Here is a 15,929-nt window from a genome sequence, read left to right as displayed (position 1 = left end):
GTCACTCCGTCGCCGCGAGCGCCGCGCGGACCAGGTCGTCGATGCTGCCTTCGGCAGGCTGCGGCGACGCGGGGCCGGCGAGGCCGAGCAGGGCGTCGAGCAGGCCCGCCGCCCGCAGCCGCTCCAGCGGAATCTCCCGCAGCACAGCGCGGATCTCGGTCTCGCCCATGGGGTCGTCCTCGGCCGCTTCCGGCAGTTCGTCGGCTAGTTCGTCGAGCAGGTACCGAGCCAGAGCGGCGGCGGTCGGGTAGTCGAACATGAGCGTGGCGGGCAGGCGAAGACCGGTGGTCTCGGCGAGCCGGTTGCGCAGTTCGATGGCTGCCAGCGAGTCCAAACCCAGCTCCGTGAAGCCACGGTCGTGGTCGATCGGGCCGGACTGGTGCCGGACGCCCGCGACGTGGGCGCACACCACGTCCAGCACCTCCCGTGCCCGCTGGTCCGCCGACAGCGGGGCCAGGCGGTCCAGCAAGCCGACCTCGTCGCGCGCCACCGCGACGGTCGCGGCCGCCCGCTCGATCCGGGCCGGCACGCCCGCGACGAGATCGGACAGCAGGACCGGCGCATCCGACGCCGCGACGGCGGGGAGGTTCAGGCGCATCGGCACCAGCACGGGCGCGTCCAGCGCCATGGCGGCGTCGAAGAGCCGCAGGCCATCGCCGGGCTCGATCTCGGGCGTGCCGCGCCGCCGCTGCCGGTCGACGACCGACCCGTCCAGCCTCGAACCCATGCCCGCGCCCGCCCAAAGGTGCCAGGCCAGCGAATGCGCGGGCAGCCCGGCCGCCCGGCGGTGGCGGGCGAGCGCGTCGAGGAAGACATTCGCCGCGGCGTAGCCGGCCTGGCCCGCGTTGTCGAGAATGCCGGTGGTGGACGAGAACAGCACAAACGCGGTCAGCGCCATACCGTCGGTCAGCTCGTGCAACCGCCAGGCCGCGTCCACCTTCGGCCGCAACACGGTGTCGAGCCGCTCTGGTGTCAACGAGTCGAGCACGCCGTCATCGACAACGCCCGCGGCGTGCACGATGGCGCGCGGGGGATGACAGGCGACCAGGTGGTCCAGCGCCGCCGGGTCGGTCACGTCGCAGGCCACGACGACGACATTCGCGCCCGCCTCGGTCAGTTCGGCGCGCAGGTCGGCCGCGCCGGGCGCGTCCGGTCCGCGCCTGCTGGTCAGGACGAGTCGGCGCACGCCGTGCTCGGCGACCAGGTGCCGGGCGACAAGCGCGCCAAGACCGCCGGTGCCGCCGGTGACGAGCACGGTGCCGTCCGGATCCCAGCTGACGTCCTGTACGGACGCTTCGGCGGCGGCCAGCCTTGGCACGGAGGCGACGCCCGTGCGCAGCGCGATCTCCGGCTCGCCGCAGGCCACGGCTCGGCCGATCAGCGCGTCGGACTCCGGGGTCCCATCGGTGTCGACGAGCACGATCCGTCCGGGCCGTTCGGCTTGAGCGGCGCGGACCAGGCCCCACACCGGGGCCTGCGCCAGGTCGACCCGTTCGTCGGTTACCACGACCGCGTTGTGGGTCAGTACGACCAGGGTCTCGGCCGAGTCGGTCGCCAGCCAGTCGCGAACCGAGTCAAGGGTGTCGGCGACGACCGCGCGGGCCGCCGACGGGATTTCGCCGTCGGACGCGACCACCTGGTGTACCTCGTGGCCGGTCGCGTCGGCCGGGAGCTCGACCGGTCGCCACGCCACCTCGTACAGCGAGTCGGCGCGAGTAGCGAGCTGCCCGGCGGTCACCGGGCGGGACACCAGGCTCGTGACGGTGGCGACCGGCTTGCCCGCCGCGTCCGCGACGTGCAGGGCGGTCGACTCGCTGCCGCGCAGCCTGCGCAGCCGCACCCGCAGCCGGGTCGCGCCGGTCGCGTGCAGGGTGACGCCGTGCCAGGAGAACGGCAGGATGGTGTCGCCGCCATCGCCCGCGAGCAGGTCGACGTGGCTGGCGGCGTCGAGCAGCGCCGGGTGCAAGCCGTAGCCATCGGGGTCGGTGGTCTCGGGCAGCTCGACCTCGGCGTAGAGGTCGTCGCCGGACCGCCAGGCCGCGCGCAGGCACTGGAAAGCCGGGCCGTAGGCGTAGCCGCGACCAAGCAGTCTGCCGTACGGGTCGTCCAGGGGCAGCGGGTCAGCGCCCGCGGGCGGCCACGCGGTCAGCTCATCCCCTTCGATCGCGACGGCGGTCAGGAGCCCGGTCCCGTGCCGGGTCCACTCCCCCGCCGCGTTCTCCGGGCGCGAGTACAGCCGGACCGCCCGCGCGCCGGCCGCCGCCGCGGCGTCGACCACGATCCGCAGCGCGAGCGCACCCTCCGCGGGCAGCACCATGGGCGCTTCGAGCACGAGTTCGTCGAGCGTGCCGAGGCCGACCTCGTCCCCAGCCCGGGAAGCCAGGTCCACCAGGGCGGCGCCGGGTAGCAGCACGCTGCCGAGAACCGTGTGGTCGGCGACCCACGGGTGGGCGCCGGTGGAGACGCGGCCGGTGAGCACCACCGCCCCGGACTCGGGCAGTTCGACGGTGGCGGTCAGCAGCGGGTGACCGGTGCCCGTGGTGTCGGCGGGCGCGGGCCGCAGCCAGAACGGCCGCCGCTCGAAGGCATATGTCGGCAGGTCGATCCGCCGTGCACCGCGACCGGCGAACACCGAGGACCAGTCGATCTCGGCGCCGGACACGTGCAGCCTGCCCAGCGCGGCCATCAGGGCCGCGGTCTCGGGCACGTCGGCACGCTGTGCCGCGACGAACGTCGCCGACAGCGTCTCCACGCCCATCGGGGCGAGGACGGCGTCGGGTCCGAGTTCAAGACCGGTGGTGACGCCAGAGGTGTCCAGAGTGGACAGTGCGAGGGCGAAGCGGACCGGCTCGCGCACCTGGCGCGCCCAGTACGCCGGGTCGCCCCACTCGGTGAGCAGCGCACCGGTCACCGTCGACACGATCGGAATCCGGGGCCGCTCGGCGGCAGCACCGGCGACCACCGCCTCGAACTCGGCCAGCATCGGCTCCATGAGCGGCGAGTGGAACGCGTGCGACACCGCGAGCCGCTTGACCTTGCGGCCCTCGGCCCGGAACTGCGCCTCGATCTCGAGGATCGCGCCCTCGGCCCCGGACAGCACGACCGCGGTCGGACCGTTCACGGCCGCCAGCCCGACACGCTCGGTGCACAGCCCGAGGACCTCGTCCTCGGTGCCCGCGACAGCCAGCATCGCGCCGCCCGGCGGCAGTGCCTGCATGAGACCGCCGCGCGCGGCCACGATCCTGGCCGCGTCCGGCAGCGACCACACGCCCGCGACGTGCGCGGCGGCCAGTTCGCCGATCGAGTGCCCGACGAGGAAGTCCGGGAGCACGCCCCAGGACTCCATCAAGCCGAACAGGGCGACCTCCACGGCGAAGAGCGCGGGCTGCGCGAACTCCGTGCGGTTGAGCAGATCCTGGTCCTCGCCCCACACGACCTCGCGCAGCGGACGCGGCAGGTGCCGGTCCAGCTCGTCGGCGGCCGCGTCGAACGCGTCAGCGAACACCGGGAACACCGCATGCAGCTCACGACCCATTCCGATCCGCTGCGAGCCCTGTCCGGTGAACAGAACCGCGCTCAGCCCGGTGGACCGGCCGGTTCCGGTGCTGACGCCGGAAGCGGGCTCACCGGCGGCAAGAGCGTCCAAAGCAGACAGTGCGGACGCACGGTCGGCGGCGACGATCACCGCCCGGTGCTCCAGCGCGGCACGCGACGTGGCCATCGAGTACGCGGTGTCGATCAGATCCGATCCACGCAGGTGCGCGGCGAGCCGGGCCGCCTGCTCGGGCAGGGCATCGGCGGTGCGCGCGGACACGGTCAGCGGCACGACCGGCAGTGACTCGCCTGCCTCGGAGACCGTCGCCGGCTCCGGCGCCTGCTCCAGGATGATGTGCGCGTTGGTGCCGCTGAGTCCGAAGGACGACACTGCCGCGCGGCGCGGGCGCTCGACGCTCGGCCAGTCCCGCGACTCGGTGAGCAGCCGGACCGCGCCGCTGTCCCAGTCGACGGCCGCGGACGGCTCGTCCACGTGCAGCGTCTTGGGCAGCACGCCGTGGCGCAGTGCCATCACCATCTTGATGACGCCGCTGACACCCGCGGCGGCCTGCGCGTGGCCGAGGTTCGACTTGATGGAGCCCAACCACAGCGGTTCCGCGCGGTCCTGCCCGTACGTGGCAAGCAGTGCCTGCGCCTCGATCGGGTCGCCGAGGCGGGTGCCGGTCCCATGGCCCTCGACTGCGTCCACATCGGACGGAGAGAGTCCGGCGGCGGCCAGCGCCTGTGCGATGACGCGCTGCTGCGACGGCCCGTTCGGCGCGGTGAGCCCGTTGGACGCGCCGTCCTGGTTGATCGCCGAGGACCGTACGGTGGCCAGCACGGTGTGGCCGTGCTCGCGGGCAACGGACAGCCGCTCGACCAGCAGCAGCCCGATGCCCTCCGACCAGCCGGTGCCGTCGGCGGCGGAGGCGAATGCCTTGCACCGGCCGTCGGCGGCGAGCCCGCGCTGCTGGCTGAAGTCGACGAAGATGTCCGGGGTGGGCATTACCGTGACGCCGCCCGCGATCGCCATGCCGACCTCGCCGGACCGCACCGCCTGGCAGGCCATATGCAATGCGACCAGCGACGACGAGCACGCGGTGTCGACGGTGACGGCCGGGCCCTCCAGTCCGAGCGCGTAAGCGACGCGGCCGGAGGCGATGCTGCCCGCGCTGCCGTTGCCGAGGTAGGCGGCCAGGTCGTCGGGCACACGGCCTGCCTGCGCACCGTACTCGTGGTACATCAAGCCGACATAGACGCCGGTCCGGCTGCCGCGCACCGAGAGCGGGTCGATGCCCGCGCGCTCGAAGACCTCCCACGCACCCTGCAGCAGCAGCCGCTGCTGCGGGTCCATGGCCAGCGCCTCGCGCGGCATGATCCCGAAGAACTCCGGGTCGAACTCGGCGGCGTCGTGGAGGAATCCGCCGCGCCGAGCATAGGTCTTGCCTGGGGTGCCGGGTTCCGGGTGGTAGATCGCGGCCGGGTCCCAGCCGCGGCCCGCGGGGAAGTCCCCGGTGGCGTCGACGCCATCGGCCACGAGCCGCCAGAGGTCCTCGGGCGAGCCGACCCCGCCGGGGAACCGGCAGCTGATGCCGACGATGACGACCGGGTCGTCGTCCGCGGCGGTCACGGCTTTGGCGGTCACCGCTGCGGGCTTGACCGGCTGGATGCTCCCCGCCACCAGTTCTGCGACCGCGCGCGAGGTCGGGTGGTCGAACACGAGGGTGGCGGGCAGCCGCAATCCGGTCGCGCCGTTCAGGGCGTTGCGCAGTTCGACCGCGGCGAGTGAGTCGAAGCCGAGCGCGGAGAACGCCTTGTCCGGCTCGACCGCGTCCGGCCCACCGTGGCCGAGGACGACCGCCACGTGCGTGCGGACGAGGTCGAGCAGCATCCGGTCCCGCTCGGCGGGGGTGAGCCCGGCGACGCGCGCGGCTAGCCCGCCGGGGGCGGCGTCCTCGGTCGCGGCGCGGCGCACCGGCCTGGGGACGAACGCCCGCAGCAGGGCGGGGATCTCATCGGCCCGCGCCCGCAGGGCGACCGGGTCGACCGGCAGTGGCACGGCCACCGGGTCATCACCGGCGACGGCGGCGTCGAACAGGGCCAGCCCGAGCTCTGCGGACATCGCCGGGGTGCCGAGGCGGCGCATGCGGTCTCGGTCGGCATCGGTGATCGCGCCGAGGCCGGTGTCGACGTCCCACATGCCGAAGGCCAGCGCGGTCGCGGGCAGTCCCTCGGCGCGGCGGCGCTCGGCCAGCGCGTCCAGGAAGAGGTTGGCGGCGGCGTAGTTGGCCTGCCCGGCAGCCAGCACCATGCCGCCCGCCGACGAGAACAGCACGAACGCGGCCAGGTCGAGGTCGCGGGTCAGCTGGTGCAGGTGCCAGGCCGCGTCCGCCTTGGGCGCGAGGACGGTGTCCATCCGCTCGGCCGTCACCTCGGCGACGAGGGCGTTGTCCGCGACGCCCGCCGCGTGCACAACGGCGCGCAGGTCGGGGTGCGCGGCGATCAGCGCGGCGACGGCATCGCGGTCGCTGACGTCGCAGGCCCTGATGGTGACATCCACGCCGAGTTCGAGAAGTTCGGCCATCAGCTTCGTCGCGCCGGGGGCGTCGGATCCGCGCCTGCTGGTCAACACGAGCTTGCGGACCGCGTGCTTGACCACCAGGTGCCGGGCGACGAGCGCGCCGAGTCCGCTGGTGCCGCCGGTGATCAGCACAGCGCCTGTCCAGGGTGCGGCACCGCCGCCGCCGGTCGCCGGCACCAGCCTCGGCACGTGGGCCGTGGTGGAGCGCAGCGCGATCTCCGGCTCGCCGGTCGCCGCGGCCGCGGGGATCAAGGCCGTTGAATCGGCGTCGGTGTCGATCAGCAGGAACCGGCCGGGGTTCTCCGCCTCGGCGGCCCGGATCAGGCCCCATACCGGGGCGTGGGCCAGGCCGGGCGGCTGCGTGCCGACCGCGTCCCTGGTCACGACGGCGAGCCGGGACGCCGCGAATCGCTCGTCGGCCAGCCAGCCGCGCACCGCGGCGAGCACGGTGTCGGCGACCTCGCGCACCGCCTCCGGGACGTCCGCGGAGGTCGGCGCGGGCACGGTGAAGCGGACGACGGCCGGGATGTCAGGGCCGATCTCCGCGAGTTCAGGCACGGCGGACGCGATGTCCGGCAGCGCGGCCGGACGCCACTGGACGCGCAGCGGGACGTCGCGGGCGTCGGGTCGAGCCACGAGCTGCCCTGCCGAGACGGGCCGGGAGACCAGGGAGCGCACGGTGGCGACCGGGCGGCCCGTCTGGTCGGCGACGAATATCGCCGATACCTCGTCGCCTCGGACGCGGCGCAGGTGCACGCGCAGCGCGGTCGCGCCCGCCGCGTGCAGGGACACCCCGTTCCAGGAGAACGGCAGCAGGGTGTCGCCATCGGCGTTGCCGTTCGCATCGAGCAGGTCCGCGTGCATGGCGGCGTCGAGCAGGGCCGGGTGCAGCCCGAACCGGGCGGCCTCCGCGCGGGCGGCCTCCGGGAGGGTGACCTCGGCGAACACGTCCTCGCCCCGGCGCCAGGCCGCGGTGAGGCCCTGGAAGGTCGGTCCGTAGCCGTAGCCGCGGCCGACCAGGCGCTCGTACACGCCGTCGACCGGCAAGGGGGTCGCGTCGGCGGGCGGCCACTGGGTCAGGTCCCCGCCCGGCGCCACGGGTCCAGGCAGCAGCGTGCCTTCCGCGTGCAGCACCCACGGACCGCCCTGAGCGCTGGAGTAGATCGCGACCGTGCGCCTGCCGGCGTCCTCGGCCGCGCCGACGACGACCTGCACCGCGCGTCCGTCGCGTTCGGGCAGGATCATCGGCTGCCGCAGCGTCAACTCCTCGACCGCGGCGCAGTCCACCTCCTCGCCCGCGCGCAGCGCCAGCTCCACGAACCCCGTGCCGGGCATCAGGATCGTGCCGTGCACGCGGTGGTCGGCAACCCAGTGGCCGCCGTCCGCCGACAGCCGACCGGTCAGCACCGACCCGCCGGTGTCCGGCACGGGGACGGACGCGGCGAGCAGCGGGTGCGCGACCGGGGCGAGACCGGCGGCGGCGACATCGCCTGCCGATGTGGTCGCGTCGAGCCAGTAGCGCTTGCGCTGGAAGGCGTAAGTGGGCAGGTCCACCCGGTCGCCGCGCGCCCCGAAATACGCGGGCCAGTCGACCCGGCCACCGCGGGCGTGCACCCGGCCGATCCCGGCGACCACCTCGCGTGCCTCGGGGCGGTCGCGCCGCAGCAGCGCGACGAATCCGGCGTCTTCGGCGCACTCGGCGCCCATGGCGGTGAGGATCGCGTCCGGACCCAGCTCGACGAAGGTCCGCACGCCCTGGGACAGCAGGAACCCGACGCCGTCGGCGAAGCGCACGGTTTCGCGCACATGCCGGACCCAGTATTCGGGCGAGGCCAGCTCATCGGTGAGCGCGCCGGACACGTTCGACACGACCGGGGTCGTCGGCGCGGCGTAGGACACCTCGCGGGCGACGGCGGCGAACTCGGCGAGCATCGGCTCCATGAGCGCGGAGTGGAAAGCATGCGACACCGAAAGCCTGCTGGTCTTGTGCCCGTCGGCGGCGAGCCGGTCGGCCACCGCCGTCACCGCGGCCAGCGGCCCGGACAGCACGACCGACGACGGCGCGTTGACCGCCGCGATGTCGACCCCGTCCGGCAGCAGGTCCGCGACCTCGGCTTCGCTCGCGCGGACCGCGACCATGGCCCCACCGTCGGGCAGTGTCTCCATCAGCCGTCCGCGCGCGGCGACCAGGCGTACGGCGTCGGGCAGGGTCAGCACCCCGGCCGCGTGCGCGGCGGCGAGCTCGCCGATCGAGTGGCCCGCCAGGAAGTCCGGCCGGACGCCCCAGCTCTCCAGCAGCCGGAACAGGGCGACCTCCACGGCGAACAGCGCCACCTGGGCGACACCGGTCCGGTTCAGTGCGGCCTCGTTCTTCCCCCACACGACGTCGCGCAGCGGCCGCTCCAGCCACTTGTCCGCTTCGGACGCGACGGCGTCGAACGCGGCGGCGAAGGCCGGAAAGGTGGAGTGCAGCTCGCGACCCATTCCCAGGCGCTGCGCGCCCTGGCCGGTGAACAAGAACGCCACCTTGCCCTCGCGGACCTTGTCGACCACCGCAGGTGCGGCCAGCCCACGCAACAGGTCTTCGCGATCGGCGCCGACCACGACGGCGCGGTGCTCCAGGTGGGCGCGCGCGGTCGCCAGAGTCCGGCCGACCGCGGCCAGCGCGGCTTCGTCCATGGTTTCGACGCTCTCCCGCAGCCGGTCGGCCTGGGCGACCAGGGCCTCGGGGGTATGCGCGGACAGCACCCACGGCTCGACCGGGGCCAGCACGCCCGCCACCGCGGGTTCTGCGTCCGGGGCCTGTTCGAGCACCACGTGCGCGTTGGTGCCGCTGATGCCGAACGACGACACGCCCGCGCGGCGCGGACGGCCGTGCTCGGGCCACGGCGTCGTGCCGGTCAGCAGCTCGACCGCGCCGGAATCCCACTCGACCTGCGGCGATGGCTCGTCGATGTGCAGGGTCGCGGGCAGGACGCCGTGCCGCATGGCCAGCAGCATCTTGATCATCCCGGCGACACCCGCGGCGGCCTGGGTGTGGCCCATGTTCGACTTGATGGAGCCCAGCAGCAGCGGCGTGCCCTGCGCGGGCCGTTCCTGCCCATAGGTGGCCAGCAGCGCCTGCGCCTCGATCGGATCGCCGAGCGTCGTGCCGGTCCCGTGCCCCTCCACGGCGTCCACATCGGATGGTCGAAGCCGGGCATCGGCCAGCGCCTGGGTGATCACCCGCTGCTGGGACGGCCCGTTGGGCGCGGTCAGGCCGTTGGACGCGCCATCGGAGTTGACCGCGCTGCCCCGGATGACACCGAGGATCGGGCGGCCGTTGCGGCGCGCGTCGGACAGCCGCTCCAGCAGCAGCACGCCGGCGCCCTCGCTCCAGCCGGTCCCGTCCGCGGCGGAGGCGAAGGACTTGCACCGCCCGTCGGCGGCCAGGCCGCGCTGCCTGCTCATGTCGATGAAGGTGTCCGGTGTGGACATCACGGTCACACCGCCCACCACCGCGAGCCCGCATTCGCCGCGCCGCAGCGCCTGCACCGCCCAGTGCGTGGCGACCAGCGACGACGAGCACGCGGTGTCCACGGTGACCGCGGGTCCCTCGAGGCCGAGCGCGTAGGCAACGCGGCCAGAGACGACGCTGGCCAGGCTCCCGTTGCCCAGGTACGCCGCCACGTCGTCGGGGACGTCGGCGAGCCGGGTGCCCCAGTCGTGGTACATGACACCCGCGAACACGCCGGTCCGGCTGCCGCGCAGCGAGTGCGGATCGATACCCGCCCGCTCGAAGACCTCCCACGAGGTCTCCAGCATCAGCCGCTGCTGCGGATCCATCGCCTGCGCCTCGCGCGGGCTGATGCCGAAGAACGCCGGGTCGAAGTCGGCGGCGTCGTACAGGAATCCGCCGGAGCCGGAGTAGCTCTTGCCCGGCTTGCCCGGCTCGGCGTCGTAGAGGTCACCGGGCCAGCCCCGGTCGCCCGGGAACGGGCTGATCACGTCCCGGCCCTCGGCCAGGAGCGCCCAGAGCTCCTCGGGTGTGGTGACCCCGCCGGGATAGCGGCACGCCATGCCGACGATCGCGATCGGCTCGTCCTCGGCCGCCGTGACGGTCACCGGCGCGGCCGGGGCGGGGGCGGGGGCCGGGGTGGGGGTGGGGGCGGAGCCGCGCAGCTTCTCCGCGATATGCGCGCTCAGGTGTGTCGGCGTCGGGTAGTCGAACACCAACGTCGAGCTCAACCGCAACCCGGTGGCCGAGTTCAGCCGGTTGCGCAACTCGACGGCCGACAGCGAGTCGAAGCCGATGTCACTGAACGCCCGCGACGGCGTGATCGCCGCCGGGCCGTCGTGGCCGAGCACGCCCGCGACCTCGGACCGCACCAGGTCGAGCACGGCCTCTGCCCGGTCGGCGGCCGACAGGGCGGCGAGCCGACTGTCCATTGTGGACTCGGTCGACGCCGGTCCGGCCGCGGCCCGACGCGCCGGGGCGCGCACCAAGCCGCGCAGCACGTGCGGCAGGTCGGCCCGCAAGCGCAGGGCGGTACGGTCGATGCGGACCGGGACGAGGGCCGGTTCGGGGCGGGCGACAGCGGCGTCCAGCAGGCGCAGGTTCTCCGCCGGGCTCAGCACGTCGAGGCCGAGGCGGCGGATGCGGCCGATCGCGGCCGGGTCGAGGCCGGCCGCCATACCCGCGTCCGGCCACAGGCCCCAGGCCAGGGCCGTGGCCGGCAGGCCGTGGGCGCGCCGGTGGGTGGCGAGGGCGTCGAGGAAGACGTTGGCGGCGGCATAGTTGCCCTGGCCCGCGCCGTCGAGGAAGCCGGCGGTGGACGAGTACAGCACGAACGCGACGAGCTCGCGGTCGGCGGTCAGCTCGTGCAGGTGCCAAGCGCCGTCGACCTTGGGCGCGAGGACCGAGGCCAGCCGGTCTGCATCGAGGGTGGCGACCAGTCCGTCGTCGAGCACGCCCGCGGTGTGTACGACCGCGGTGAGATCGTCCACTGTGGAGAGAAGTTCGGCGAGCGCCGGCCGGTCGGCGGTGTCGCAGGCGGCGACGCGGACCCGCGCGCCCGCCGCGGCCAGCTCGTCGACCAGCACGTCCACGCCGGGCGCCGACCGGCCACGCCTGCTGGTCAGCAACAGGTCGCGCACGCCGTGCCCGGTCACCAGGTGCCGGGCCAGCAACGCGCCGAGACCGCCGGTGCCGCCGGTGATCAGCACGGTGCCATCGACCGGCCACGGCGGCGATCCCGCGTCCCCGCTGACCGCGACGAGCCGGGGCACGCGGGCCTCGCCGTCGCGCAGGATCAGCTCGGGCTCGCCCGAGGCCGCGGCGGACGCGACCTCATCGAGCGGTGCCCGGTCGGTGTCGACGAGCACGAACCGCCCGGGGTGCTCGGCCTGTGCCGAGCGCACCAGGCCCCAGACGGGAGCGGCGGCCAGGTCGGTGATGTCCGGGCCCGCCGCGCCGGACGTCGCGATGACGAGGGTGGAGCGAGCGAACCGGTCGTCGGCGAGCCAGTCGCGCAGCAACGACAGCGCGTGGGAGGTCGTCTGCCGCACCGCGGCGGGCAGGTCTCCGGACGCGCCCGACACCCGAGCGATCACGAGATCGGGCACGGTCTCGTCGACGCTGTCCCAGTCCGCCCACGTCCCGACCGGCGCCATGGCGGAAACCGGGACCCACTCGATCCGGTAGGGCAGGTCGGTCCGGGCGGTGGCGAGCCCGCCCGCGGCGACCTCGCGGAGCACGAACCCCCCGATCTCGGCGACCGGCGCACCCGCGGCGTCGGCCAGGCCGATGGCCACCGCGTCGGAGCCGGTCGCGGTGATCCGCACGCGCAGCGCCGACGCGCCGGTGGCGTGCAGGGCGACACCCGTCCAGGCGAACGGCAGCCGCGTCCGTCCGGGCATCCGCTCGGGACCGGCGAAGTCGGTGGCGTGCAGCACGGAGTCCAGCAGGGCAGGGTGCAAGCCGTACGCGCCCGCGTCCGCGACCTCGTCCGGCAGCCTGACCTCGGCGAACACCTCACCGTCGCGACGCCAGACCGCCCGCAGGCCCCGGAACGCCGGTCCGTACTCGTAGCCATGGTCGACGATCTCGGTATACAGGCCGGACACGTCGAGCGGCTCGGCCCCCGCGGGCGGCCACTGGCTCGCCCACGCGGTGTCCGCCGACGTGCCCGCGAAAGGCCCGAGCGTACCGGTGGCGTGGCACACCCAGGCCGCGTCATCCACGCGCGAGTGCACGTCGACCGCGCGCCGCCCCGTGCTGTCCGGCGGCCCGACGACGATCTGGACCGCGACGCCGCCGGACGGGGGCAGCGCCAGCGGAGTCTGCAGCGTCAGCTCCTCCAGCGCGGGGCAGTCGATTTCCTCGCCCGCGCGCAGGGCCAGCTCGACGAACGCGGTGCCCGCCAGCAGGGGCACCCCCGAGATCACATGGTCGGCGAGCCACGGGTGCGACCGCGTGGAGAGTCGCCCGGTCAGCACGACACCGCCGTCGCCACCGAGCGGCACGACCGCGCCCAGCAGGGGGTGGCCGGCGGCAACCTGCCCGACTCCGCTGACGTCGTCGAGAACGCGAGCACGCTCAAGCCAGAAGCGGCGCCGCTGAAACGGATACGTGGGCAGGTCTACCCGGCGCGCACCGGAGCGGGCGAAGTACGCGGACCAGTCGACGGCGACGCCCCGCACGTGCGCGGCGGCCACGGCGGTGACGACCTCGCGGGTCTCGTCGCGGTCCCGGCGCAGCGCGGCCAGGAACTCGCCGTCCGGCAGGCACTCCTTGCCCATCGCGGTGAGCACGGCGTCCGGGCCCAATTCCAGGAAGGTGCCGACGCCCAGCTCGCCAAGAGCCGCGGCGGCGTCGGCGAATCGGACGTTCGCACGCACGTGCTCGACCCAGTACTCCGGGGAGCACAGCTCGTCTGCCGTGGCGATGCGACCGGACACAGTGGACACGATCGGAATGGTCGGCGCCGAGTAGGTCAGCACCCGCGCGACCCGCAGGAACTCATCGAGAATCGGCTCCATCAGCGGCGAGTGGAACGCGTGGCTCACCCGCAGCCGCTTGGTCTTGCGGCCCTGCGCGCGCAGCGTCTCCTCGATCCGCAGCGCGGACTCCGCCGCCCCGGAGATCACGACGGCGTCTCGCCCGTTGACCGCCGCGATGCCGACGTCGGCCGCGTCGCCGAGCAGCGCGCGCACCTCGTCCTCGGTGGCGCGCACGGAGATCATCACCCCGCCCGATGGCAGCGCCTGCATGAGCCTGCCGCGCGCGGCGACCAGCGTGGCGGCGTCCGCCAGGGTCAGCACGCCCGCGACGTGCGCGGCGGCCAGTTCGCCGATGGAGTGGCCTGCCAGGTAGTCCGGGCGCATCCCCCAGGATTCGAGCAGCCGGTACAGCGCGACCTCAAGGGCGAACAGCGCGGGCTGGGCGTATCCGGTCTGGTCGAGCAGGAGCGCGTCAGGCGAGCCGGGCTCCGCCTCCAGCACGTCCCACAGCGACCGGTCCAACTGGATGTCCACCTGTGCGATGGCGTCGGAGAAGGCGTCGGCGAACACCGGGAACTCCGCGCACAGGGCCAGCCCCATGCCAAGGCGCTGGCTGCCCTGCCCGGTGAACAGCACGGCGAACCGGCCGCCGTCAGAGTCCCCGGCTACGGTGTCCGGCCCGTTTCCGCCGTCGGCGAGCAAGCGCAGCCCGCGGCCGAGCGTCTCGGCATCCTGACCGACCACGACGGCGCGGCTGCCGAGCCGGGCACGGGTGTCTGCCAGCGAGTACCCGACGTCCACCGGCCGCGCGCCGTCCTCCAGCACCGGCAGTAGCGACCCGGCCAGTTCGCGCAGGGCAGCGGGGTTCTTGGCCGAGAGCACCAGCGGGACCAGCGCCCGCGGCGTGGTGTCCGGCTCGACGGCGGCCTCGTCGACCGCAGGCGGCTCCTCGAGGATGACGTGCGCGTTGGTCCCGCTGATGCCGAACGCGGAGACCGCGGCGCGGCGCGGACGTTCCGCGCGCTCCCACGGGATCTCCTCGGTGAGCAGCCGCACGTTGCCTGCCGACCAGTCCACGGCCGTGCTCGGTGCGTCGACGTGCAGGGTCTTCGGCAGGGTTTCCTGCCGCATCGCCATGATCATCTTGATCACGCTCGCCACGCCGCCTGCCGCCTGGGTGTGGCCAAGGTTGGACTTGACCGAGCCCAGCCACAGCGGGCGCTCCCGGTCCCGGCCGTAGGTGGCCAGGATGGCGGCGGCCTCGATCGGGTCGCCGAGCCGGGTGCCGGTGCCGTGCGCGTCCATCGCGTCGACATCGGCTGGCCGGTAACCGGCGTCAGCCAGCGCCGCGCGGATCAGTTTGCGCTGAGCCCGCCCGCTGGGCGCGGTGAGCCCGTTGCTCGCGCCGTCCTGGTTGATCGACGATCCGCGCACGAGCGCGAGGACCGTGTGCCCGTTACGGCGTGCGTCAGAGAGGCGCTCGACGACAAGCAGGCCGATGCCCTCGGAGAAGCCGGTTCCATCGGCGGCCTCGGCGAACGCCTTGACCCGCCCATCCGGGGCCAGCCCGCGCTGCCTGCTGAACGCGGTGAACATGCCGGGGCTGCCCATCACGGCGACGCCGCCCACCAGCGCGAGATCGCACTCGTCGCGACGCAGCGACTGGGAAGCCAGGTGCAGGGAGACGATCGAGCCCGAGCAGGCCGTGTCGACGGTGACCGCGGGGCCTTCCAGTCCCAGCACGTAGGCGACGCGGCCGGAAACGACGCTCGGCGCGTTGCCTGTCATCAGGTAGCCGTCGAGCCCATCCGGGGCCTCGTGCACCCGTAGGCCGTACTCGTGCACCTCGGCGCCGATGAACACGCCGGTACGGCTGCCGCGCAGCCCGGCCGGGTTGACACCCGCGCGCTCAAGCGCCTCCCACGAAGTTTCCAGCATGAGCCGCTGCTGCGGGTCCATCGCCAGCGCCTCACGCGGGCTGATACCGAAGAAGTCCGCGTCGAACTCGGTGGAGTCGGCCAGGAAACCGCCTTTGTCCACATAGGACTTGCCTGCGACGTCCGGGTCGCGGTCGAACATCGTATCGATGTCCCAGCCGCGGTCGTCGGGGAAATCCGACAGCACCTCGCCGCCATCCGCGACCAGCCGCCAGAGGTCCTCGGCGGAACGGATGCCGCCGGGGAAGCGGCAGGCGATCCCGACGATGGCGATCGGGTCGTCCTCGTCGGCCCCGGACCGCGGCGAGGCCATGTCGGGCCAATCCGTGTCCCCGTCGTCGCCAAGCAGCTCAGCGCGCAGGTGCCCGGCCAGCTGGGCCGCGGTGGGGTAGTCGAACCCGACCGTGGGCGGCAGCGCGAGCCCGGTGGCCGCGCCGAGCCGGCGGTGCAGGTCGACCAGGATCAGCGAGTCAAGGCCGATATCGCGGAACGCCGCGTCCGGTCCGACCGCGGCGTCGGCGTCCGGGCGCACCTTGTGCAGCGCGGCGGTTGCCTGCTCGGTGACGATGTCCAGCAGGATTCGGATCTGCTCGGACACCGGCAGATCCGCGAGCCGGTGGACCAGCTCGGCCCGCCGGGCGGCTTCTGGGCTTCCGGACTCGCTCATCAACGCACTCCACGAAGGTTTCGGCGGTACAACGGACAGCACGGACCACTCCCCCGCACGGTATGGCCGGCCGCACACCGGCCCCACCCCTAGACGCCCTTAGGCCGGGTCGCGGGACTGGGGTGCGCGAGTACGGCGAACCGGCCGGGCACCGTGTTTACCCACATACTTACGGCGCGAATTCCCGGCGCGGGACACAAGGGACAGGGGACCGCTGGGTGGTCGTGAG

1 protein-coding gene is annotated in these 15,929 nt (G+C 73.9%); it reads right to left on the bottom strand.

The genetic code is table 11. The features are described from left to right. Window position 1 precedes the first annotated feature (1 nt). Complete coding sequence (locus tag DL990_RS13350) at window positions 2-15,700, bottom strand: type I polyketide synthase (protein ID WP_125798833.1); 15,699 nt, start codon at window positions 15,698-15,700, stop codon at window positions 2-4. Between the last annotated feature and the right edge of the window lie 229 nt (window positions 15,701-15,929).

Source organism: Amycolatopsis sp. WAC 01416 (assembly GCF_003947485.1).
Classification (GTDB): domain Bacteria; phylum Actinomycetota; class Actinomycetes; order Mycobacteriales; family Pseudonocardiaceae; genus Amycolatopsis.
This window is presented reverse-complemented; position numbering and strand designations above follow the sequence as displayed.